Source organism: Myxococcus sp. MH1 (assembly GCF_059738865.1).
In genome coordinates this window covers 5529760-5551873 of sequence record NZ_AP026947.1, presented here as the reverse complement: position 1 = coordinate 5551873, position 22114 = coordinate 5529760, and the positions used below count along the sequence as shown (strand labels likewise).

At 68.6% G+C, this 22114-nt stretch carries 22 protein-coding genes; 3 read left to right on the top strand and 19 right to left on the bottom strand.

Annotated features, from left to right (window positions below; genetic code table 11):
- Positions 1-6: 6 nt before the first annotated feature.
- The 7 genes from AC6JA9_RS21900 to AC6JA9_RS21870 form a co-directional block, all read right to left on the bottom strand.
- Positions 7-1404 (bottom strand): vWA domain-containing protein, encoded by a 1398-nt coding sequence (locus AC6JA9_RS21900; protein ID WP_223748567.1) that lies wholly within the window; start codon positions 1402-1404, stop codon positions 7-9.
- Positions 1404-2705: a class I SAM-dependent RNA methyltransferase gene (locus tag AC6JA9_RS21895; protein ID WP_223748568.1), complete on the bottom strand. Its 1302-nt coding sequence runs from the start codon at positions 2703-2705 to the stop codon at positions 1404-1406. The genes AC6JA9_RS21900 and AC6JA9_RS21895 overlap by 1 nt, the downstream gene beginning before the upstream one ends.
- A gap of 36 nt (positions 2706-2741) precedes the next feature.
- Positions 2742-3125: a TIGR02266 family protein gene (locus tag AC6JA9_RS21890; RefSeq protein ID WP_141330444.1), complete on the bottom strand. Its 384-nt coding sequence runs from the start codon at positions 3123-3125 to the stop codon at positions 2742-2744.
- 68 nt (positions 3126-3193) lie between these two features.
- Complete coding sequence (locus AC6JA9_RS21885; protein ID WP_223748569.1) at positions 3194-3850, bottom strand: CoA transferase subunit B; 657 nt, start codon at positions 3848-3850, stop codon at positions 3194-3196.
- Positions 3851-3857: 7 nt separating this feature from the next.
- A complete protein-coding gene (locus tag AC6JA9_RS21880; protein WP_046713813.1) occupies positions 3858-4556 on the bottom strand; it encodes a CoA transferase subunit A in 699 nt (232 codons plus the stop codon).
- 81 nt (positions 4557-4637) lie between these two features.
- A complete protein-coding gene (locus AC6JA9_RS21875; protein ID WP_223748570.1) occupies positions 4638-5819 on the bottom strand; it encodes a thiolase family protein in 1182 nt (393 codons plus the stop codon).
- A gap of 219 nt (positions 5820-6038) precedes the next feature.
- Positions 6039-7751, bottom strand: a complete 1713-nt coding sequence (locus AC6JA9_RS21870; protein WP_141330440.1) for a 30S ribosomal protein S1 — start codon at positions 7749-7751, stop codon at positions 6039-6041.
- Between the two features lie 596 nt (positions 7752-8347).
- Between AC6JA9_RS21870 and AC6JA9_RS21865 the strand changes: the two genes are divergently transcribed.
- Together AC6JA9_RS21865 and AC6JA9_RS21860 are read left to right on the top strand one after the other, a co-directional pair.
- On the top strand, positions 8348-10741 hold the full coding sequence (locus AC6JA9_RS21865) for an Ig-like domain repeat protein (protein ID WP_497957772.1): 2394 nt from the start codon (positions 8348-8350) through the stop codon (positions 10739-10741).
- A 336-nt stretch (positions 10742-11077) separates the two neighbouring features.
- Positions 11078-11263: a hypothetical protein gene (locus AC6JA9_RS21860; protein ID WP_223783305.1), complete on the top strand. Its 186-nt coding sequence runs from the start codon at positions 11078-11080 to the stop codon at positions 11261-11263.
- Positions 11264-11276: 13 nt separating this feature from the next.
- Here AC6JA9_RS21860 and AC6JA9_RS21855 read toward each other — a convergent pair whose 3' ends face one another.
- From AC6JA9_RS21855 to sppA, 12 genes are all read right to left on the bottom strand, one after another.
- Positions 11277-11687, bottom strand: a complete 411-nt coding sequence (locus AC6JA9_RS21855) for a hypothetical protein (protein WP_223783304.1) — start codon at positions 11685-11687, stop codon at positions 11277-11279.
- 4 nt (positions 11688-11691) lie between these two features.
- Complete coding sequence (locus AC6JA9_RS21850) at positions 11692-12837, bottom strand: acyl-CoA dehydrogenase family protein (RefSeq protein ID WP_141333060.1); 1146 nt, start codon at positions 12835-12837, stop codon at positions 11692-11694.
- Between the two features lie 10 nt (positions 12838-12847).
- Positions 12848-13297, bottom strand: coding sequence for an AgmX/PglI C-terminal domain-containing protein (locus AC6JA9_RS21845; RefSeq protein WP_497957771.1), 450 nt, complete (start codon positions 13295-13297; stop codon positions 12848-12850).
- Positions 13298-13302: 5 nt separating this feature from the next.
- Entirely contained in the window at positions 13303-14445 is a 1143-nt protein-coding gene (locus AC6JA9_RS21840; protein ID WP_223748574.1) for an acyl-CoA dehydrogenase, read from the bottom strand.
- Between the two features lie 69 nt (positions 14446-14514).
- Positions 14515-15267, bottom strand: a complete 753-nt coding sequence (locus AC6JA9_RS21835; RefSeq protein WP_408890383.1) for a hypothetical protein — start codon at positions 15265-15267, stop codon at positions 14515-14517.
- Entirely contained in the window at positions 15264-16040 is a 777-nt protein-coding gene (locus tag AC6JA9_RS21830; RefSeq protein ID WP_223748576.1) for an enoyl-CoA hydratase-related protein, read from the bottom strand. Before AC6JA9_RS21830 ends, AC6JA9_RS21835 begins: the two co-directional genes overlap by 4 nt.
- A gap of 21 nt (positions 16041-16061) precedes the next feature.
- Entirely contained in the window at positions 16062-16910 is an 849-nt protein-coding gene (locus AC6JA9_RS21825) for a 3-hydroxyacyl-CoA dehydrogenase family protein (protein WP_223748577.1), read from the bottom strand.
- Positions 16911-16979: 69 nt separating this feature from the next.
- The gene (locus tag AC6JA9_RS21820) at positions 16980-17414 is read right to left on the bottom strand and encodes a hypothetical protein (protein ID WP_141324921.1); all 435 of its coding nucleotides are present in this window, start codon (positions 17412-17414) and stop codon (positions 16980-16982) included.
- 2 nt (positions 17415-17416) lie between these two features.
- On the bottom strand, positions 17417-17944 hold the full coding sequence (locus AC6JA9_RS21815; protein WP_141324923.1) for a hypothetical protein: 528 nt from the start codon (positions 17942-17944) through the stop codon (positions 17417-17419).
- Between the two features lie 19 nt (positions 17945-17963).
- The gene (locus tag AC6JA9_RS21810; protein ID WP_141324925.1) at positions 17964-19049 is read right to left on the bottom strand and encodes an Mrp/NBP35 family ATP-binding protein; all 1086 of its coding nucleotides are present in this window, start codon (positions 19047-19049) and stop codon (positions 17964-17966) included.
- A 200-nt stretch (positions 19050-19249) separates the two neighbouring features.
- On the bottom strand, positions 19250-19852 hold the full coding sequence (locus AC6JA9_RS21805) for a hypothetical protein (protein ID WP_223748578.1): 603 nt from the start codon (positions 19850-19852) through the stop codon (positions 19250-19252).
- The gene (gene sppA / locus AC6JA9_RS21800; protein ID WP_223748579.1) at positions 19849-21636 is read right to left on the bottom strand and encodes a signal peptide peptidase SppA; all 1788 of its coding nucleotides are present in this window, start codon (positions 21634-21636) and stop codon (positions 19849-19851) included. The genes AC6JA9_RS21805 and sppA overlap by 4 nt, the downstream gene beginning before the upstream one ends.
- Before the next feature lie 103 nt (positions 21637-21739).
- Between sppA and AC6JA9_RS21795 the strand changes: the two genes are divergently transcribed.
- Complete coding sequence (locus AC6JA9_RS21795) at positions 21740-22093, top strand: hypothetical protein (RefSeq protein ID WP_141324930.1); 354 nt, start codon at positions 21740-21742, stop codon at positions 22091-22093.
- Positions 22094-22114 lie beyond the last annotated feature (21 nt).

Here is a 22114-nt window from a genome sequence, read left to right as displayed (position 1 = left end):
GCCCGCTCAAGCCGGAACGAGCTGGTCCGCGATGCGCGCCAGGTCCGACACGGAGGTCACCACCACGGCCTGGTGACAGTGCTTCTCGTAGGTGAGCATCTCGCTGTCACCGATGCCCCAGTTGCCGCGCTCCTCGGGGCAGATCCACAGCACGCGCTTTGCCTTGCGACGCAAGTCCTTCAGCGCCCAGACGTTGTTCGCGTTGTAGTTGTTCCGCCCATCCCCAATCACCATCACCGTGGTCCGCCGGGTGATGCTGCCCAGGTGGTCGCGGGTGAAGTCCGCCAGCGCGCGGCCATAGTTCGAGTTGGCACTCAGGGACACCGTCTTCCCCGCCGTCGCCATGTCGATGGCCTCGTCCACATCCAAATCCTTGAAGTACTGCGTCACCTCGCCCACGTCGGACACGAAGACGAACGAGCGCACGCGCACGAACAGCGACTGCATCGTGTGCATGAACAGCAGCATCATCCGCGACGCGTTCCGGACCGAGTCCGACACGTCACACAGCACCACCAGCTCCGGACGCTCGGGCCGACGGCTGCGGAACTGGGGCACCATCGGCACCCCACCCCACGTCATGTTCCGACGCAGCGTCCTGCGCACGTTCAGCGCCCCCTTGCGGTGCGAGCGCTGCCGACGAATCAACCGACTGCGCAGCTTCTCCGCCAGCGTGCGCACGGCGGACTCCATCTGGTCCACCTCCGCCTGCGAGAGCAGGTGCAGCGGCTTGTCCTGCGCCGTGTCCGTCCGCCGACGGATGCGAGCCTCCGCCTGACGCTTCACCTCCTGCCGCGCGGCGTCCTCAATCTTCCGCATCGCCGCGGCCACGTGCCGCGAGACGATCTCCACGCCCTCCGGCGCCAACCCACGCGCCTTCAGCTCCGCCTCCAGCGACTTCATGTCGGACCGGGCCTTGTCGATGCCCGCCCCCGCCAACATCCGCCGCGCGAAGAACCCCGCTTGCAGCGGGCTCTCCAGCTGCGACAGGTCCAACTGCAGCGACGCCATCCGGAAGATCTGCGCCAGCCGCGCCCTGTCCCCCTCCAGCACCGCCTGCGCCAGCGGCGACATCTCCGGCAGCAACAGGTTCATTTGGTAGGTGACCATCTTCAGCAGGTCCCCATCCAGGTACCCCTCCTCCTGGAGCTGTGCGGCCAGCGACTTGTCGATGGCCTCGAACGTCGCCGCCGCCCCCGAGAAGAAGAAGTCGAACGCGCGGTTGAACGTGTCCACATCCAGCTCACGCTTCACCAGCGTGGTCCGCAGCACCGCCCGGAACAGCGCCCGGTCCGTCAGTCCCACCTCGGCCGTCGCCTTCAGCGCGTCCTGCACCTCGGACGTGCTCACCCGCACGCCGTTCTGCCGCAGCACCTCCGCGAACTCGACGATGCGCGCGTCCATCAGCCCTGCCCCACCCGCTCGAAGGACATCACCGCCTCCACGTGGTGCGTCTGGGGGAACATGTCCACCACCTGCAGCGCCACCGGCCGATAGCCCGCCTCCACCAACCCCGCCGCGTCCCGCGCCAGCGAGGCCGGGTCACACGCCACGTACACCACCCGCCGGACCCCCAGCGCCACCATCCACTTCGCCAGCCCCGGAGCCCCGGCGCGAGGCGGGTCCGCCAGGCACACGTCGAACCGACGCCCCTCGGCCACCAGCCCGTCGCACACCTTCCGCGCATCACCCTGGACGAAGCGCACGTTGCTCACGCCCGCCTCACGGGCACTGCGCTGCGCCAGCTCCACGCCCACCGGGCTCGACTCCACCCCGAGCACCGACTGGACGCCCGCCGCCAACGGGAACGTGAAGTTGCCGTTGCCCGAATACAGCTCCAGCACCGACTCCTCGTCCCGCCCCGCCAGCTCGAAGATGGCCGACGTCACCAGCCCCACGTTCGCCTCCGCGTGCGCCTGGGCAAAGGCATCCGGTCGCAGATACAACGGCACCTCCGGCCGCAACGGCGAGAGCGAGCGCAGCACCGGCCTGCCCACCAGCCTCGGCGAGCCCTCCTTCGGCACCAGCACCGCCCCCTCCAACCGCAGCGCCCGGACCGCGCCCTCCGCGGCCTCCAGGTGCCGCGCCGTCACCGGCCCCGTCAACGTCACCGCGAAGGCCGCCTTGTCGCCCTCGGCCAGCAGCAACACCTCCTCGGTGTCCTTCGCCAGCGGCTTGAGCAGCGGCACCAGCTTCCCGGGCAGCGCCGTCAGCACGGGCGTCAACGCGCCACACTCGGACACCGCGAGCCGCTCATGGCTGCGCCGGCTGAAGTACCCGAGCGTTCCCTTGCCCGCCGGGTGCAGCACCGCGCGCCGCCGGTAGCCCCAGTCCCGAGGCGCCACCATCAGCGGCCGGACGGTAAAGTCCTCGCGCCGCAGGTGCCCCAGGTGCTCGAGCGTCGAGAGGACGATCTCCTGCTTCGCCTCACGCTGCGCGGACTCCGCGAGCCCCAGCCAGTCACACCCTCCACACTCTCCGGCCAGGGTGCACGGCGCCGGACGCCGGGCGGGCCCCGGGGTGACGACCTCGCGCAGCACCCCGCGCAGCACCCGTCCCTGGGTTTCCAGGTGGACGCGGACGGTGTCGCCGGGGAACGCGCCCGGGATGAAGACGGTGCGCCCCTGCCAGGACGCGACGCCTTCGCCGAGCTGCCCGAGGCGCTCGATGACCAGTGGGATGGGTGTCTCGGGGAGGGGCAGCATGCAGGCGCTCGATGGGGCGCCCTCAGGCGGGCCGCCCTACTTCCGGGTCGCGTCCGACGGGAGCTCCGAGCGCAACCGCTCCACGAACTCGCCGATCCGCGACCGCTTGTCGTCGTCAACGTCCAGGAACTCCACCGCCATCCCCGGGGACTGGGAGGACGCGGCGCCGAGCGCGTTGGTGCGCGTCACCCGGCCCTTCAACTCCACCGGGAAGTGCGCCCCCGGCAACGTCACCAGCAGCTTCACCACCGTGTCCACCGGCAGGGGCTTGTCGGTGTTGATGTAGAGCCCGCCTCGCGACAGGTTGACGGCCCAGTCCGTCACGAACCCCGCCACGCTCCGGTACGCCACCGGCAGCTCGTACTCCACCCGCGGCGCGCGGTGGTCGATGGGGTTCTGCTTCTCCGAGGTATCGGCCATTCGAGGGGCTCCGCCGGGGAAGTCGTCCGTACCACCCTCCCCCAGCGGCGCACCTTAGCCTCGGTCGCTCAGACTTTCATCTCGCGCACGTCCGGGGCGATCTTCAGCTTGGGCTCGGTGAGCTTCTGCACCAGCTCCACCGTCACGCCCGGGGCCACCTCGCGCAGCACCAGGCCCTCTGGCGTCACGTCGATGTAGGCGTGGTCCGTGACGATGTGGTGCACGCACTTGAGGCCCGTCAGCGGCAGCGAGCACTTCTTGAGGATCTTCGGCTGACCCTCCTTGTTCGCGTGCTCCATGGCCACGTAGATGCGCTTGGCGCCCACCGCCAGGTCCATGGCCCCGCCCATGCCCTTGATCATCTTCCCGGGGATCATCCAGTTCGCCAGGTCCCCCTCCTCGGAGACCTCCATCGCGCCCAGGACGGCCATGTCGATGTGGCCCCCGCGGATCATCCCGAACGACAGCGCCGAGTCGAAGAACGACGCGCCCTTCACCGTCGTCACCGTCTCCTTGCCCGCGTTGATGAGGTCCGGGTCTTCCTTGCCCGCCTCGGGATAGGGCCCGATGCCGAGCAGGCCGTTCTCCGACTGGAGCACCACCTCCACGCCCTCGGGGATGTAGTTGGGGACGAGCGTGGGGATGCCGATGCCCAGGTTCACGTAGAAGCCATCCCGCAGCTCCTGGGCGATGCGCTTCGCAAGCTGTTCACGAGTCAGTGGCATGGGGTCCTCAGGCCGTCTTGCGGACGGTGCGCCGCTCGATCCACTTCTGGAGGTTCTTCGCCTGGACGATGCGCTTCACGAAGATGCTCGGGATGTGCACCTGGTCGGGGTCCAGCTCGCCCGGCTGAACAATCTCTTCCGCCTCGACGATGGTGACCTTGGCCGCCATGCACATCATCGGGGAGAAGTTGCGCGCGGTCTTGTTGAACACCAGGTTGCCCCACGTGTCCGCCTTGGCCGCGTGGATGATGGCGAAGTCCGCCTTCAGCGGCGTCTCCAGCACGTGCAGCCGCCCGTCGATGACGCGCGTCTCCTTGCCCTCGGCCACCTGGGTGCCCGCGCCCGTCGGCGTGAAGAACCCGCCGATGCCGCAGCCGCCCGCGCGGATGCGCTCGGCCAGCGTGCCCTGCGGGTTGAGCTCCACGTCCAGCTCGCCGGAGAGGAACTGGCGCTCGAACTCCTTGTTCTCCCCCACGTAGCTCGACACCATCTTCTTCACCTGCTTGTTCTGGAGCAGGATGCCCAGCCCGAGCTCGGTGGTGCCGCAGTTGTTGGAGATGATGGTGAGGTTCTTCACGCCCTTGCGATGAATCGCCTCGATGAGATTCTCGGGGTTGCCACACAACCCGAAGCCGCCGCTCATCAGCGTACAGCCGTCCGGGATGTCGGCGACCGCCTCGTCCGCGCTCGCGTAGACCTTGTTCATGCGCCCTCCTGATAACGGAAACGGGGTGAAGGCCCGTCGAAGGCCCTCACCCCGCCCCTCTCCCCGTGGGGAGAGGGTGGACTACCGCTCCACCATCAGCGCGATGCCCTCGCCGCCGCCGATGCACAGCGACGCGACGCCCCGCTTCTTGCCCTGGTCCTTCATCGTCTGCAGCAGCGTCACCAGCACGCGCGCGCCCGAGGCGCCAATCGGGTGGCCCAGCACCACGCCGCCGCCGCGCACGTTCACCTTCGCCGGGTCCAGGCCGAGGATGCGGTTGTTGGCGATGGACACCACCGCGAACGCCTCGTTGATCTCCCACAGGTCCACGTCCGCCGCCTTCACGCCCTTCTTCGTCAGCAGCGTGTTGATGGCGTCCGCCGGCGCGATGGTGAACTCCACGGGCTTGCGCGCCGCCTGCGCGTAGCCGGTGATGCGGCCGAGGATGGTCTTCCCCTCCGCCTTCGCCCGCTCCTCGCTCATCAGCACCAGCGCCGCGGCGCCGTCGTTGATGGAGGACGCGTTGGCGGCCGTCACCGTGCCGTCCTTCTTGAACACGGGCTTGAGGCCGGGAATCTTGTCCGGCTTGGCGTTGCGAGGACCCTCGTCCTCGGACACCGTCGTCTCCTCACCGGGCTTCTTGCCGGGGATGACCACGGGGACGATCTCCGCGGCGAACAGGCCCTCCTTCTGGGACTGGATGGCGCGGCGGGTGGACTCCAGCGCGAACTCGTCCTGCTGCGCGCGGCTGATGTTCTGCGACGTGGCGCACTCCTCGGCGCAGTTGCCCATGTGGACGTTGCCGTACACGTCCCAGAGGCCGTCGTGGATCATCGCGTCCTTGAACTCCACGTTCCCCATGCGCGCGCCGCCACGCATCGTGTGGCTGATGTACGGCGCGTTGCTCATGGACTCCATGCCGCCCACGACGACGACGTCCGCCTCGCCCAGCGCAATGGCCTGCGCGCCCGCGATGACGGCCTTCAGGCCGGAGCCACAGACCTTGTTGAGCGTGGTGGCGGGAACTCCCTCGGGCAGGCCGGCGAACAGCGTGGCCTGACGGGCGGGCGCCTGGCCGACGCCGGCCTGGAGCACGTTGCCCATGATGACTTCCTGTACGGCCTCGGGCTTGACGCCCGCGCGCTCGAGCGCGGCCTTGATGGCCACAGCGCCCAGCTGCGGAGCCGTCAGCTTGGAGAGCGCCCCCTGGAAGGAGCCGATGGGGGTACGGGCCGCGCCCACGATGACGACTTCACGAGCCATGAATCTGTCTCCCTTGAGGATGTACGGAGGTCCTTCGATAACAGCGGCGCTCGCCCTTATCACCGGGCGTTCCCCGGAGTTCAAGCGTCCTCGCTCGCCGTCCGGGCCGGAGCGTCGCCTGTCCGACCGGTCGGGAGGTCGGCGCCCATTCCCCCGAAAAGGCAACGGCCGGGCCCCCTTGCGGGAACCCGGCCGTCACGCCGTGAAGCGGCTCGCTGACTACTTCTTGGTCAGCTTGCCCATCACGTCGCCGAGGCGCGCCTTGGAGCCTTCCGCCTGCTTGCGGAGGTACTCGCGGTAGTCGTCGCCCTCGCCGATCAGCGCCTTCATGGACAGCGCGACCTTCCGGTCCGGCGTGTTGATGTCGATGATCTTCACCTCGACATCCTGGTTCTCCTGCACCACGTCACGCGGGTTCTCGACACGCTCCTCCTTCAGCTCGGAGACGTGGACGAGGCCCTCGATGCCCGGCTCGATCTCCACGAACGCGCCGAAGTCGGTGACCTTGGTGACCTTGCCCTTCACGCGGCTGCCGACAGGCAGGCGCTCGGACAGCGTCTCCCAGGGGTCCGGCTGGAGCTGCTTGATGCCCAGGCTGAAGCGCTCGTTCTCGACGTCGATGTTGAGGACCACCGCCTCGACCTCGTCGCCCTTCTTGAACATCTCGCCCGGGTGCTTGATGCGCTGGGTCCAGGAGATGTCGGACACGTGCACCAGGCCGTCCACGCCCTCCTCGACGCCGACGAACACGCCGAAGTCGGTGACGTTGCGGATCTGACCCTTGATGACGGAGCCGATCGGGTACTTGTCCTCGAGCAGCGTCCAGGGGTTCTGCTCGATCTGCTTCATGCCCAGCGCGATGCGCTTGGCCTTCGGATCGATGTCCAGGACGACGGCCTCCACCTCCTGGCCGACCTCCAGGATCTTGGACGGGTGCTTGAGGCGCTTGGTCCAGGACATCTCGGACACGTGCACCAGACCCTCGACACCCTGCTCGATCTCGATGAACGCGCCGTAGTCGGTGATGCTGACGACCTTGCCCTTGACGCGCGTGCCGACCGGGTACTTCTCGTCGGCGCGGTGCCACGGGTCCTCCTGGATCTGCTTCAGGCCCAGGCTGACGCGCTCCTGCGTCGGGTCGAACTTGAGGACGACGACGCGGACCTCGTCACCCACGTTGAACATCTCGCTGGGGTGACCGATGCGGCCCCACGACATGTCCGTGATGTGGAGCAGGCCGTCGATGCCGCCCAGGTCGATGAACGCACCGTAGTCGGTGAGGTTCTTGACCACGCCCTTGAGGACCGCACCCTCCTTCAGGTTCTTGAGGGTCTCCTTCTTCATCTCCTCGCGCTGCTTCTCGAGGAGCACGCGGCGGCTCAGGACGATGTTGCCGCGCTTCTTGTTGAACTTGATGACCTTGAACTCGAATTCCTTCGAGATGTACTGGTCAAGGTTGCGCACGGGCCGGATGTCGACCTGGCTGCCCGGGAGGAACGCCTTCACGCCGATGTCGACGGAGAGGCCACCCTTCACGCGGCCGACGATGGTGCCCTTGACGATCTCATCGCGCTCGCAGGCGGCGCTGATCTCGTCCCAGATGCGCATCTTGTCGGCCTTCTCCTTGGAGAGGACGACCATGCCGGTGTCGTTCTCACGGCTCTCCAGGAGGACCTCGACCGGGTCGCCCGCCTTGACGGAGATCTCTCCGCGAGGGCTGGTGAACTCGGAGATCGGGACCTGACCCTCGGACTTGTAGCCGATGTCGACGATCGCGAAGTCCTTGGTCACCTGCACGACGGTGCCCTTGACGATCTCCCCTTCCTTCAGGATGCCGTCGCCACCGCGCTGCTTGAGCGACTCTTCGAACATCGCCGCGAAGTTCTCATCGCCGGCGTCCGTCTCGATCTGCTGGTTCACGTTCTGCTGCATGGAGTTGGAAGTCCTTTGAAACGGTACAGCTGCCCCCTGATTTGATGGACGGGGCCTCCGCGCGGGGAGCAGCGGGAGGTCACGGACGTCCCCACCTCTGGGGACTTTTGAATGAAGCCGCGCACCCTAGACACCGGTTATTCCGGTAGTCAAGCGCGCTCGTGCCCCATGTGCTGATCACGGGATGTGCTCCGCCGGAACTGTCAAGACCCGGTGGGACCTTCCGCATCACTCGAACTAAGACCGCTCGCCCTCCCGTGCACCCCTGACTTCAGGGAGTCACGCGAGCGACCGGTGCACCTGCCCGGTCAGCGAGCCCGCGCACTGTACTCGAAAAATCCGCTGAAATGCGACCGCTCGCGTGCAGGCCCGTTCCGCTCGTGGGTCGAGGTCCGCGAGTCCGGTGCCCGGCGTGAGTCATGGGGGAGGTGCGCCCGGGGGGGTGGACTGTTTTCCCGCACGTCGGCGGCCGCGGGCCTCTTCCTTCCCTTCCCTCTCATGAGGTCGTCGCCCTCGCTCCGGGCTGGCACCGTGTACTGGGATTCCAAGAAGGACATAGAATGCCGCGTTCACTTCTCGGCTGGCACAGGATGTCCATGCTTCGTTGGAGCCCTTCCCTGCTTCTGGTGGTCGTCGTCCTGCTGGGCGCGGGTCGTGTGTCCGCGCAGGGTGTGGACTCGAACCGGCTCATCCTGTCGCGCGACAGGAACGTGGAGGTCCTGCTCGTCGAGGAGAAGGCCTACGCGGGCGCGTCCCACACGCTGGGGTGGCTCTACTACGACGACCTGGTGTCGCGGGGGTACGTGGACATCGGGAACCCGGATGATCCCAACGACGACGTGCTCATCGACGTCGAGGGCAATGGCATCCCGGACTTCCACGAGGACTTGTACAACCTCAATCCGGACCGGGGTTACATCGGCGAGGCCACGCGGTGCATCCCGGAGCGCATCTTCTTCCATCGGCGGGCGGAGACCGGTGAGGTGCTCCGCCTGCGCGAGCCGGAGCTGCTGACGGGCGGTTGCACGTCGGCCACCAGCTACTCGCCGAATGGTGGGCCCAAGCGATGGCCGGACGATGTGCCGGACTATCCCGCGCGTCCGGTGGGCGCGGTGGTGGGGCAGCGCATGCGCGATGCGACGGACCTGGTGGATGCCAGCGGGAACTTCCGTTCGGGCGCGGTGCCGGGGCTGCTGGATGCGTACTTCAGCGACCGGGGCGTCTTCCCCCACATCCCCAACCTGCTCGAGCCGGATGATGCACAGAACGGCCACATGGGATTGGGGAACATCATCCTGTTGAGCACGGATGACGATGAGAACCTGTGCCCGGGGTCGCCCGCGGTGGAGTGCCTCACGCCGCGGCTGGCATCCCGGGGCCCGGGGCAGCCGGCGTCCGTGGGGCCCATCTGGGACCTGTCGGGCGCGCTGGATGGGCTGCCCGACTACAAGGCGAGCGCGTTCGGTCCGGACGGGCGCGTCATCGCGGGGCGGGACGTGACGGCGGCCATCAACGAGGAGGACCGCCGGGTGAGCCTGGGGACGGTGACGGGGGGGCGGGAGATCGTCTTCTTCCTCGTCACGTATCTGGAGCATGACTACGACCGCGCCACGGATGCGTGCTTCCTGCCCGCCATCACCCCCGAGGGCCGGTACCAGTGCGAGCTGTGGGGGCACGGGGACATCAACGTCTTCTTCTCGAAGACGATACTGAACCTGGACCTGCATCAGTCGCTGTCGACGGACCGGGTGACGACGGTCAACCCGAGTTCGAACTGGCTCAGCCCGACGAGCTACTCGCGGCTCCAGTCGCGGGAGTACGGCAAGGTCCAGATCGTCGAATCCTACGACATGGACGCGTGGAGCTATCAGCAGCGCACGCCCCACGTGTTGATGCTGGCGCCCATGGAGTCGACGGACACGTGGGTGATGAGCTGGGAGGATCTCACCGCGGGCGGAGATCTGTCGTTCAACGACCTGACGTTGCTCATCCGGGGCGTGGGCATCGAGCCCACGGTGACGCGGCTGGAGCACCAGGGCGGGCCCATCATCGAGGGCGAGCCGACGTTCTTCACGGCGTATGTAACGGACGTCTCGGGCACTCCGCTGCCGACGGGCACGATGAGCTTCTTCGTGAATGGGGACTTCGTCACGTCCCAGGACGTCGACAGCGCGGGGTCCGCCACCGTGGCGCTCTCGTTCTTCCCGATGGGCGAACATCGTGTCGTCGCGGAGTTCGGTGGCATCGAGAACGTGTACTCGTGGAGCATGTCCGAGGAACTGCTGGTGGTCGCGGAGCCTGCGGACGGCGGGAGCCTGCCGGATGCGGGGCAGCCGGATGGCGGCCCTCGGGATGCCGGGGCGCCCGATGCCGGGGCGTTCGACGCAGGACCTCCGGATGCAGGAGCGCCGGACTCGGGTACCCCCGATGCGGGGGTTCCGGATGCTGGCACGCCCGACGCGGGCACCGCCGACGCGGGCGCGGAGCCTGATGCGGGAGCTCCCCCGGAGCCCGACGCGGGTGAAGATGCGGGCACGCCGCCCGAGCCTGACGCCGGTGAAGATGCGGGCACGCCGCCCGAGCCTGACGCCGGTGAAGATGCGGGCACGCCGCCCGAGCCTGACGCCGGTGAAGATGCGGGCACGCCGCCCGAGCCTGACGCCGGTGAAGATGCAGGCACGCCGCCTGAGCCTGACGCCGGTGAAGATGCGGGCACGCCGCCCGAGCCTGACGCCGGTGACGACGCGGGTACGACGCCGCAGCCAGAACCGGACGCGGGTGACGGCGACGCCGGCACTGCTCCCGACGCAGGCACCGAGGACGCGGGACCCTCGGCCCCCAACGGCCCCAGCGAGCCGGAACTGCCAGGCCCTCGCGACTTGACGGTCACCGGTTGGGGTTGCGGCGCCACCGACGCCAGCAGCGCGTCCTTCGTGATGATGGCGCTCTGGGTGGGAGTGTCGTTCCTCCGGAGGCGGAAGCTCGACTGACGACGAGGACGGGACTCTCGGTATGATGGATTGTCAACGCCGAGAGTCGCCCGCCCTCGTGAAGCCCTCGGTCGTGGTGGGCACCTCGGCCCGATGCCTATCGGACGGAGGTGCGATGAAGGAATTGCCCCTCACGGGACAACGACACTTCCTCCAGTGGCTTTCCTCCATGGCTTGTATTGCATGACAGGTGCTACAGCCACAGGAATGCAAATACAAAACAGCAGCCAATCGAGGCGTGGTGCGTTGCTGGCGTTCGCATTCCTGGCGGCTGCCTGCGGAGGCGGTCTCCCAGAGACGGATGACGCCCCTGCTGAGCAGGAGGGGCTCGGGCAGATGGAGCAGACGCTTCCCCCGCCGCTGCACTGCACCAGCGAGACCTTCGGGTACACCGCCTACTATTCAGACTCTTCGATGACCGTGGAGGTCGGGCGGCAGGATTGCATCTGCGGCGAGCTGTACATGCACGGCTCGCGCAGCATGTATTTCAGGACGCACACCTACTCCAACTGTCGGGGCTGATTCGCCCCAGGCCTCACGGCGTCTTCCAGTCCCCGTAGCACGCCGTGAGTCCGCACTCAGGACACCGGCAGCCGATGTAGACCCAGCGGACATCCGTGGTGCCCTTGTAGAAGGCGAAGCCCACGGCCATCTCGAACGCCCCATTCCCACAGGGGCACTCGGCCTGTTGGAGCTCAGCCTCCTCGAGGAATTCCTCGCTGTCCGCGAGGGGCACCTCGTGCTCGCACTTCACGCAGCACTGCACCGCCGCACCCGCCTCCTCGTCGAGGATGAGATGGGAGCGCTCGTGGCCACACTCCGGGCAGCTCAACTCATCCAGCCGCTCGAGGGGATACTTGTTCGCCTTGCTGTACCGCTCCAGCTCGGGGCGGATGTCCGCGCGCGAATCGCCGTAGTAATGCCGGCCCTTCTTCTTCAACGCCACGCGCCTACCCCAGCAGCTTGAAGCTCTCGCGCGCAATCACCACGCGCTGCACCTCGCTGGTGCCCTCGTAGATGGTCTGCACGCGGGCGTCGCGGAAGTACCGCTCCACCGGGAACTCGTCGATGTAGCCGTAGCCACCATGAAGCTGCACGGCCTTGTCGCAGACGCGGTTGCTCGTCTCGCTGGCGTACAGCTTCGCCATCGACGCCTCGCGGGAGAACGGCTGCTTCTGGTCCTTGAGGAACGCCGCGCGCAGGGTCAGTAGCTCCGCCGCGTCGATCTGCGTCTTCATGTCGGCGATCATGAACCGCGGGCCCTGGAACTCCCCCACGGCCTGGCCGAAGGCCTTGCGGTCCTTCACATACGAGACCGTGGCCTCCAGCGCTGCCCGCGCCACGCCGCATGCCTGCGACGCGATGCCGATGCGCCCGCCGTCCAGCGCGACCATCGCCAGCCGGAACCCCTGCCCTTCCGCCGCCAGCAGGTTCTCCGCCGGAATGACGCAGTCCTCGAACGTCAGCGGCACGGTGTTCGACGAGCGCAGGCCCATCTTGTCCTCGTGACGCCCGACGATGAGGCCCTTCGTCCCGCCCTCCACGATGAAGCAGGACAAGCCCTTGTTGCCCGCGCCCGACGTCCGCGCCCACACCACGAACACCCCGGCGTGCGCACCCGACGTGATCCACTGCTTGCTGCCGTTGAGCACCCACGTGTCGCCACGCCGCACCGCCGTGGTCCTGAGCGCGCCCGGGTCCGAGCCCGCGTGCGGCTCGGAGAGCGCGAACGAGCCCGCCACCGCCTCACCGGACGCCAGCCGCGTCACGTACTTCTCGCGCTGGGCCTCGGTCCCGAAGGCGTTGATCAGCTCGCCACACATGTTCGTGACGGCCATCGTCACCGCGGTGGACGCGTCCGCCGCCGCCATCTCCATCATCGCCAGCGCGTAGGAGACGGCGCCCGCCTCCGAGCCGCCGTACTTCGCCGGGATGTTCACCCCGAGCAGCCCCAGCTCCCCCAGCTCCTTGTAGAGCTCCGTCGGGAAGCGCTCCGTGCGGTCCAACTCTCGGGCCAGCGGCGCCACGCGCTCGCGCGCGAACTTGCGGGCCGTCTCGCGAATCAGCGTCTGGGTCTCGGTCAGCTCGAGGTTCACGGAAGTCTTCCTACTCGACGGCCTTGAGGTTGAACGGGTACTCGATGGGGTGGTCCGCGCCGTCCGTAGGCTTGGGGAACGTCATGGACGTCAGCACGGCCACCACGCAGTCGTGCAGGTTCGGGTCCTTCAGCGTGCTGCCCTTCTTCACCTTGGCGTTCTTCACCAGGCCATTGGCGTCGATGGTGAAGGACGTGTGCAGCTTGCCCTCCACCTTCTTGTCCTTCTCCGCCATGTGGTCCTCGTAGCACTCCTGGATGCGCCCCTGGTTGTAGGCGACCACCTGGCGGATGGAGTCCGGCGTGAAGGGCATCCGCTCCACGTCCGGCGCGTCGCTCTTCGCGGGCGCCGGCTTCGTGGGGGCCGCGGGCTTCCCGCCCTCGGACTTCTTCGACGGAGTGCCCTGGGCGAGCGCCGCGGCGGACGCCAGGACCAGTACGGGAAGCAGTGCCCTCTTCATGATGCCTACTCCTTCAGGACGTTGGCCGAGATGACGATGCGCTGGATCTCGCTCGTCCCCTCGTAGATCTCGGTGATGCGAGCGTCGCGCACGTGGCGCTCCGCGTCCATCTCCTTGCTGTAGCCCATGCCGCCGTGCACCTGGAGGGCCTTGTTCGTCACGCGGTTGGCCATCTCGCTGGCGAACAGCTTCGCCATCGCGCTCTCCGCGCTGTGGCGCACGCCCTTGTCCTTGAGCAGGGCCGCCCGCCAGATGAGCAGCCGGGCCGCGTCGATCTCCATGGCCATGTCGGCGATCATGAACTGGATGGCCTGGTGCTCGCGGATGGGCTTGCCGAACGACTTGCGCTCACCCGAGTAGCGGACGGCCTCCTCGTACGCGGCGCGCGCGATGCCCAGCGCCTGGGACGCGATGCCGATGCGGCCGCCGTCCAGCGTGGACATGGCGACCTTGAAGCCCTCGCCCTCCTTGCCCAGCAGGTTCTTGGCCGGCACGCGCATGTCCTCGAAGAACATGGAGCAGGACCAGGCGGCGCTGATGCCCATCTTCTTGTCGGGCTCGGCGCGCGTGAAGCCGGGGGTGTTGGTGGGGACCAGGAAGGCGCTGATGCCCTTGTGGCCCGCCTCCTTGTTCGTCATCGTGAACAGCACGATGGCGTCGGCCTTGGGGCCGTTGGTGATCCAGTTCTTCGAGCCGTTGATGATGTACTCGTCACCCCGGCGCACCGCGACGGTCTGCTGGGCGGCGGCGTCGCTGCCGGCCTCGGGCTCCGTCAGGCCGAAGCAGCCGAGCTTGTCACCCCGCGCGAACGGCGTGAGGAACTCCTCCTTCTGCGCCTCGGTGCCGAACTTCATCACCGGATCACAGTAGAGCGAGTTGTTCACGCTCATGATGACGCCGGTGGAGGCACAGCCGCGGCTGATCTCCTCCATGGCGAGCGCGTAACAGACATTGTCCAGGCCCGCGCCGCCGTACTGCTCGGGGACGGCGACACCGAGCAGCGACAGCTCGGCGAGCTTCTTCACCGCATCGGTGGGCCACGTGTGGTGCTCATCCCACTTGCGGGCGTTGGGGGTCAGTTCCTTGGCGGCGAACTCGCGGCACATCCGCTGGATCTCGCGCTGGACGTCGGTCAGCTCGAAGTTCATGAGGGCTCCATATTACGGGGGGTGCTCCCAGGGAATAGCGAAGACGAAGGACCCGTCCCCAAGCGACGGTTACCGTGCCGATGAGCCACCGGCTGCCCGCCCCCGCTCCCCGGATTCCAGGGGCGAGCCCAGGAACATGTTCAAGGGCACCGTGACGTCGAGGGACACGTCCATCCGCGCCCCCTCCCCCGTCCAGGCCCGGCGCAGCACCACCGACAGCGTCCACGGCGTCGTGGCCTCGTGCCGCTCGATCAGGTCATACGTGAGGCCCACCCCCGCCACGCCCCCGGAGCCGTCCTGCCCCCACAGGCCCGCTCCCTCGGCGAGCACCCCGAGGCGCGCCCGGTCCGGGAACACCGACACGCGTGCCCCCGCGAGCAGCCGCCACTTCGCGGGGGCCAGGCGGACCTGGGGCTCGAGGAAGGGCGAGACGAGCAGCGTGGGCCCGGGGATGTCCCACGCTCCGAGCGCCCACGGATGGATGGGCCAGGAGAGCACCCAGTGGTCTGGAGCCCCCGAGGCCCACTGGTAGCGGACATCGGGCATCAACGGCTCGAGGAAGCACCCGGTATAGATGCACAGCGAGCGCTTCCACGACACGAGCGGCGAGGCGCGGCCGTGCTCGTCGTCGGGCGGGGCTTCGCGAGCGGGTTCAGGGGGCTCACCCTCGCGCGCGGGCGGACGAACGGGCTCGTCGGCGAGCGCGCGGCTCGAAGGGGCCAGGCGCCCATCGAGGACGCCCGTCGGGACACGCTCGGCGCGGGCCGGCGACGCGGCCAGGAGGACCGTGAGGAGACTCCCGACCGCGCGCGCGTGAATCACACGCCCGTGAAGCTCGCGGGACGCTTGGCGAGGAAGGCCTGCATGCCCTCGCGCTGGTCATGGGAGCCGAACAGCTCCGCGAAGCCCTGGCGCTCGAGCGTGTTGGCCTCGGTGAGGTCCTTGTCCGCGCCCTGCTCGATGACCCGCTTGGCCTTGCCGATGGCCAATGGGCTGTTCTTGAGCATCTTCGCCGCGACGGCGCGGCAGTGCGCGAGCAGCCCGTCGGCCGGCAGCACCTCCAGCACCAGGCCGATCTCCTTCGCCTTGGCCGCGTCGATGCGCGCGCCCGTGAAGATGAGCTCCTTCGCGCGGGCCCGGCCCACCACGCGGGTGAGCCGCTGCGTGCCGCCGAAGCCCGGAATGACCCCCAGGCCCACTTCCGGCAGGCCGAGCTGCGCCTTCTCGGACGCGTAGATGAAGTCGCACGCCAGGGCCAGCTCACAGCCGCCGCCCAGCGCGAAGCCGTTCACCGCGGCGATGGTGGGGATGGCCAAGGACTCCAGCAGCGCGAGCGCGCGGTGGCCCAGGGCGGCGAACTCCTGCGCCTGGGACTCGTTCAGCGCCGCCATCTCCGCGATGTCCGCGCCCGCGACGAAGGCCTTCTCGCCTCCGCCGGTGACGATGAGCACGCGCGTCTCGACGCCGAGCGAGCGCACCGCCGCCTCGAACTCCTGCAGCGTCTTGTTGTTGAGGGCGTTGAGCGCCTTGGGACGGTCGATGGTCAGCGTGGCGACCGCGCCGTCGTGCTCCAGTCGGAGGTTCTCGTAGGTCATGGTCCGGTGTCCTCTCTGGGCTCAGTACTTGTAGAAGCCGCGGCCGCTCTTCTTGCCGTACCAGCCGGCGTCCACGTACTGACGCAGCAGCGGGCACGGGCGGTACTTCGAGTCACCCAGGCCCTTGTGCAGCACCTCGGCGATGTAGAGCACCGTGTCCAGGCCGATGAAGTCGGCCAGCTGCAGCGGGCCCATGGGCTGGTTGGTGCCCAGCTTCATCGCGGTGTCGATGTCCTCCGCGGAGCCCAGGCCCTCCATCAGCGCGTAGCAGGCCTCGTTCAGCATCGGGATGAGGATGCGGTTGACGATGAAGCCCGGGAAGTCCTTGGAGACGACCGTCGTCTTGCCCATGCGCTCGGACAAGGCGCGCGTGGTGGCGTAGGTCTCGTCGGACGTCGCGGCGCCGCGGATGAGCTCCACCAGCTGCATCACCGGCACCGGGTTCATGAAGTGCATGCCGATGACGGACTCGGGGCGCTTCGTGGACGCGGCGATGCGGGTGATGGGGATGGAGGAGGTGTTGGTGGCGAGGATGCCGCCCGGCCGGACGACGGCGTCCAGGTCCTGGAAGATGCGGCGCTTGAGGTCCTCGTTCTCCGTCACCGCCTCGATGGCGAAGTCGACATCCTTCGCCTCGGTGACGTTCGTGAGGGTGGCGAGGTTGGCCTCGGCGGCCTGCTGCTTCGCGGCGTCGAGCTTGCCCTTCTCCACCAGCTTCTTCAGGCCCGCGCGGATGCGGTCCGCGCCCTTGGCGAGACCTTCCTTGGACACGTCCGCCAGCGTGACGCGCAGACCCGCCTGCAATGCCACCTGCGCGATGCCCGCGCCCATCTGCCCGGCGCCGACGACGACGATGTGCTCCGTTGCCATGGTGCTCTCGAACCCCTCGGTCGGAATGTGAATGACGTCGAGCGGCCTTAGCCCACGCCCCCGGGGCGGTCAACGAGTCGCGGCGGGCAACTCCACCTGGCGGACGATGTAGCGCTCCTCCCCCACCGACAGGCGCTCCTCCACGCGCTGGCGCTCCTCGCGGCCCGCGAGCTTCACGAAGAACACCGCGCGGAAGTCACCCTCCGGCAGGTCCACCTTGAAGGTGAGCTCCGGGGGCGCGCCGGTGTCGCCGAAGAAGCGCTCCTCGCGCTTGATGAGCTCGCCGTCCGCGCCGCTCACCTGGAGGTCCAGGGCGCGCGCCTGTCGCCAGCCGTCACCCGAGGGATGGATGACCAGCTCGCGCTCGGGGATGCCGGTCACCTGCCAGAACCACAGGCCCAGCCCGACGGCCACGAGCAGCGGCAGCCGCTTGGCGAGCGGCGAGGAACGGAAGCCCTTCCGCGCGGGCGCGGCGGGTGTTTCAGGGGGAGGCGTGTCCGCCACCACTACTCCTTCTTCGAGCGCCGGGAGCCGGGGCGGCGGGCATTGAGCTCGGAGATGACCACGCGCGCGGTGGGGGCCGCGGCGTGCTTCTTCTCCTTGGGGCGCGGCTCGGCGGCGGGAGGCTCGGGCTCATCCTCACCGAGCTTCTCGGCCTTGTCCGGCGGGACGAGCCGGACCTGCGCCTTGATCTCCAGCGTCATGCCGGAGACCAGCTTGAGGAACTCGTCGCGCAGCTTCTCGGACTGGAGGAAGCGGCGGAGCTCCTCGGTGATCGCGCCCGTGACTTCATCCTTGGTCTTCTCCGCCTGGGAGAGGATGAAGCCGAGGGCTTCTTTCGGGAGCTTGAGCTGGCCGGCGAGGTTGCGGATGCCCTCTTCGGTCATGAAGAGGGCGCCCAGGCCGGCGACGGCCATGCGGCGGACGAACTCCGGGACGAAACCCGCGGGCCCCGAGGCGCGCCCTTCCCGGCCGGAACGGTCCTCGTCGATGAGCGGGTCGTCGGGATACTCGTCGTTGCCGGCCGGGGGCATGAAGCGTCTCCTGGGTGGGTCAGCGTGCCTGCACCACCGGCAGCGGGATGCTCTTGGCGCTCTGCGCGGACACGCGGCCCGCGATGTTGCGAGCGACCTCCAGGAAGGCCTTGGCCTCCGGGCTGTCCTTGGCGCCCACCACCACCGGTACGCCCGAGTCTCCCGACACACGCACCTTCAAGTCCAGCGGAACTTCCCCGAGGAACGGGATGCCGAACATCTCCGCGGCCTTGCGACCACCGCCGTGGTTGAAGATGGGGGTGACGTGCGAGCAGTTCGGGCAGACGAACTGGGACATGTTCTCCACGATGCCCAGCACGGGGATGTGGACCTTGTCGAACATCTGCTTGGCGCGGACCACGTCGGCCAGGGCCACGTCCTGCGGCGTGGTGACGAGCACCGCCCCCGCGGCGCGGATGGACTGCGACAGCGACAGGGCCACGTCACCGGTGCCCGGGGGCAGGTCCAGGACGAGGTAGTCGAGCTCGCCCCAGTTCACGTCACGCACCAGCTGCATCAGCGCGCCGTGGAGCATGGGGCCGCGCCAGATGAGCGCCTGGTCGGCCTCGACGAGGAAGCCGATGGACATGACCTTGAGGCCGTGGGCGATGAGCGGATCCAGCGACTTGCCGTCGGGGCTCACGGGCTTCTTGTCGCCCAGGCCCGTCATCAGGGGGACGGAGGGGCCGTAGAAGTCGGCGTCGAGCAGGCCGACCTTGGCGCCGTGCTGGGCCAGGGCGGTGGCCAGGTTGACGGCGACGGTGCTCTTGCCGACGCCGCCCTTCCCCGCTCCGACGAGGATGATGTTCTTCACCTTGGGGAGCAGCGCGCCCGCGGGGACACCGCCGCCGGCGGAGCGGACCTGGGCGCCCCACTCGATGTTGAAGGACTTCAGGCCGGGGACGGCCTTGAGGGCGGCCTCGGAGTCGGCCTGGATCTTCCCCTTCATGGGGCAGGCGGGCGTGGTGAGCTCGATCTTGAGTTTGACGGTGTCGCCGGTGACGCGGACGTCCTTCACCATTCCGGCCTTCACCAGATCCACGTGCAGCTCGGGATCGATCACCTTCGACATGGCCGCGAGGACGTCGGCCTCGGTAACGCTCATCGGGACACCTGAAACCTTTTGGAAAACGGGCGCTTGGGAGCACCCCCAGGGGCGCGGAACATGCCAGTCCGGGAGGAGCTGTACAACGTCGTTTAACGCGGTGTGGCCCAGGACGCACCCTGGCGGCGGACTGGAGGGCCGGAGGGTGTCGACAGGCTGAAGGTGTCCATCAGGGACACTGTGGGAACGGGCAGGCGGGCCTATTCCAGGGCCAAGACACGGTACTCGCCGTCCTCGAGGACCAGGAGGACGGCGCGCTCGTCGCCCAGGGGGAAGACGGCCTCACCGGCGCCGACTCGCACGTGGGTGTTGAGGGCGAGCCGGGCGCGGCGCAGGCGCTCCTTGGAGAGGGGCTCGCGCTCGAAGTCCTCCTTGAGCCGCTCGGGGGTGTAGCGGGCGCGCAAGGGAGCGGCGAGGAGGCCGTAGGCGGTCTTCCAGTCCTTGGCGTCGGAGGCGTCGAGGAAGCGGCGGAGCGCGGCGCGAGGGACATCGGCCGGGCGGGCCTCGACGACGCGCCAGTCGGGGCCGGAGCGCGCGAGGGTGAGCGCGGGGGCTCGGGCCTCGAGGAGCTCGGTGCTGGAGCGGACGGCGGCGGCGCGCTCACGGCGGGTGGCTTCGTCCGAGTAGCGCTCCAGGAAGGCCGTCTCCCCGTCGGGGCCGTTGGTGGTGAGGGCGTAGGCGTCCTGGAGCCGTCCCTCGTCGAGGGCTCGCGCGTAGGCCTCCGCCACGGAGACGGGCTCACGCGACGGCGTGGCGCAGGCGGGGGCCAGCACGAGGAGCCCTGTGAGGACGGTGCGCTTCATGGGGCGCGGACCGTACCACGGAGCTTGTGCGCGAACCGGCGCAGCCACGAGTCGACCTCGGGCTCGTCCGCCAACGACACGAGCATCTCCTTCGCATCGCCGCTCAGGTCCCACGACACCGGGCACAGGGCATACGTGGCCGGGTGCGCTGCGCCCATCAGGAGCTTCAGAATTGACATCCGCGGCGCGGGCGCACCGTAGGACTTCAACTCGAAGTCACCCGGCGCCACCTTCGCGAGCGACAGCGCGTACCGGCACGCCTCCTCGAACCCGCCGAGCTTGTCCACCAGCCCGGCCTCCTTGGCGCGCAGGCCCGAGTACACGCGGCCCTCGGCCAGCGCGTGGATCTCCTCCTTGGTCCGCCCGCGCGCCTTCGCCACGTGCCCCAGGAAGGATTGGTACATCTCCTCGATGTCCGCCTCGAGCGCGGCCCGTTCCCCTTCCGTGAACGCGCGCGAGAACGACAGCAGCCCCGCGTTCGCCCCGCGCGTGATCACCGTCTTGTGGATGCCCAACATCTGCATCAGCCCGGACGTGTCGAACTTGCCCGCGAACACGCCAATGGATCCCACCACCGCGTGCGGCGCGCTCCACAGCTCCTTCGCGCCCAGCGCCACCATGTAGCCCGCACTGGCGCAGACCCGGTCCATGTACGCAATCACGGGCTTCTTCTTCGCCACCCGCTGCACCACCTCGAGGATCTGCTCCGAGGCGATCGCCGCCCCACCCGGGCTGTTCACATACAGGAGGATGGCCTTGGACCGCTTGTCCCGCGCCGCCGCCCTCAACCCCTTCACCACTGCGTCCGACGTCGCGAACCGGCCCCCCGCGTTCCCGCTCCCCGGGACGATCATCCCGGACACCGGCACGAACGCCAGCCGGGGCTTGCGCTTCCACCGCCGCCACTTCACCGGCGGGAACGGCACCGTCTCCAGGTACATCTCCATCGGCTCCAGCTCCGTGTCGTCATCCTCCGGAGCCGCGCCGTCCTTCTTCTCCACCATCCCCAGGTGCAGCGGCAGGTCCACCTCGCTCACCAGCCCATCCACCAGCCGCGCCGCCTGCGCGCGTTGCGCGCTGTACGGCCCCTGGTCGATGAGCGCCCTCACCTCGTCCGGCGTCTTCTTCCGCGCCGCGGACACCGCCTCCACCAGCGCCGAGTAGCGCTCGTCCAGGAACGACTCCACCGTCCGCCGCTGGATGTCGGAGACCTCCGGATGCGTGAACAGCTCCGGCGCTGTCTTGTAGTCACCGCGCCGGATGAACTGCGGCCGGATGCCGATGCGCGACAGCCCCTCCCCCAACGCCGTCGACTCCGCCGCGTACCCCACCAGCTCCAGCCGCCCCATGGGCGCGAGCAGCACCTCGTCCGCCGCGCAGAGCACCGGATACGAATCCGTGTCCACCATCACCGCCCACGTCACCACCCGCTTGCCCGCAGCACGGAACTCCGCCAGCAACGCCAGCAGCGCGTCCCGCTTCGCCTGGGGCAACCCCAACCCCTCCACCTCCAACAACACCCCCTTCACCTTGGCGTCCCGCGCCAACAGCCGCAGCGCCTCCCCGAACGTCTCCAGGGATGTCACGTCCGCAGGCTCCGGCTTCGAGCCGCCGCCCAGTGAGAACCGGGGCTTGCGCTGCTCCCGGTACGGCGGATCCCCCGTCAGGCGGAAGCGCACGTAGGCCGGACGGCTCCCGGCCGCGAACATCCGGAAGGGCGCACCCAACAGGGTTCGCAGGAGCAGCAACAGGTTGGCGATGGCGAGGAAGGGCAGGCGCAGCATGGCGTCCCGAGGTCGATGTGGGCACCCAGGCGCGTACTGGACACGCTCTCCCGGTGCAAGCCCTGTTCAGCAGGCCCGTTGGGTCGTGATAGCCTCCCCCGCCATGCGAACCCCTTCCCTTGCCCGACTCCTCCTCGTCCTCGCGCTCGCGACGGGCGGAGCCGCGCTGGCCCAGCCGCGCAAACCGGTCCAGGAATTCAACGCCCCCCGTGAGCTCACCGCCGAGGAGCGCGAGGCCGCCAAGCAGCGCGCCATGGGCAACAACCTCAACAACTACGGCAAGGACATCCAGGTGAAGACCCAGCCCTTCCCCTGGAAGGCCGCGGGCCTCGCCGGCATCGTGTTCCTCGTCGCCATCCCCTTCGCCATCCGGGCCTTCCGGAACACGTCGAAGGACATGGACAACATCAACACCTTCGGGAACAACTCCAACCGCGCCGACGACGAGGCGGCCTGAAGCACCCTCGCGCTCCAGCTC

Coding starts and splice junctions, on each gene's coding strand:
- AC6JA9_RS21900 (WP_223748567.1), bottom strand. CDS start 1,404: ATGGACGCGCGCATCGTCGAGTTCGCGGAGGTGCTGCGGCAGAACGGC.
- AC6JA9_RS21895 (WP_223748568.1), bottom strand. CDS start 2,705: ATGCTGCCCCTCCCCGAGACACCCATCCCACTGGTCATCGAGCGCCTC.
- AC6JA9_RS21890 (WP_141330444.1), bottom strand. CDS start 3,125: ATGGCCGATACCTCGGAGAAGCAGAACCCCATCGACCACCGCGCGCCG.
- AC6JA9_RS21885 (WP_223748569.1), bottom strand. CDS start 3,850: ATGCCACTGACTCGTGAACAGCTTGCGAAGCGCATCGCCCAGGAGCTG.
- AC6JA9_RS21880 (WP_046713813.1), bottom strand. CDS start 4,556: ATGAACAAGGTCTACGCGAGCGCGGACGAGGCGGTCGCCGACATCCCG.
- AC6JA9_RS21875 (WP_223748570.1), bottom strand. CDS start 5,819: ATGGCTCGTGAAGTCGTCATCGTGGGCGCGGCCCGTACCCCCATCGGC.
- AC6JA9_RS21870 (WP_141330440.1), bottom strand. CDS start 7,751: ATGCAGCAGAACGTGAACCAGCAGATCGAGACGGACGCCGGCGATGAG.
- AC6JA9_RS21865 (WP_497957772.1), top strand. CDS start 8,348: ATGCTTCGTTGGAGCCCTTCCCTGCTTCTGGTGGTCGTCGTCCTGCTG.
- AC6JA9_RS21860 (WP_223783305.1), top strand. CDS start 11,078: ATGGAGCAGACGCTTCCCCCGCCGCTGCACTGCACCAGCGAGACCTTC.
- AC6JA9_RS21845 (WP_497957771.1), bottom strand. CDS start 13,297: ATGAAGAGGGCACTGCTTCCCGTACTGGTCCTGGCGTCCGCCGCGGCG.
- AC6JA9_RS21840 (WP_223748574.1), bottom strand. CDS start 14,445: ATGAACTTCGAGCTGACCGACGTCCAGCGCGAGATCCAGCGGATGTGC.
- AC6JA9_RS21830 (WP_223748576.1), bottom strand. CDS start 16,040: ATGACCTACGAGAACCTCCGACTGGAGCACGACGGCGCGGTCGCCACG.
- AC6JA9_RS21825 (WP_223748577.1), bottom strand. CDS start 16,910: ATGGCAACGGAGCACATCGTCGTCGTCGGCGCCGGGCAGATGGGCGCG.
- AC6JA9_RS21815 (WP_141324923.1), bottom strand. CDS start 17,944: ATGCCCCCGGCCGGCAACGACGAGTATCCCGACGACCCGCTCATCGAC.
- AC6JA9_RS21810 (WP_141324925.1), bottom strand. CDS start 19,049: ATGAGCGTTACCGAGGCCGACGTCCTCGCGGCCATGTCGAAGGTGATC.
- AC6JA9_RS21805 (WP_223748578.1), bottom strand. CDS start 19,852: ATGAAGCGCACCGTCCTCACAGGGCTCCTCGTGCTGGCCCCCGCCTGC.
- sppA (WP_223748579.1), bottom strand. CDS start 21,636: ATGCTGCGCCTGCCCTTCCTCGCCATCGCCAACCTGTTGCTGCTCCTG.
- AC6JA9_RS21795 (WP_141324930.1), top strand. CDS start 21,740: ATGCGAACCCCTTCCCTTGCCCGACTCCTCCTCGTCCTCGCGCTCGCG.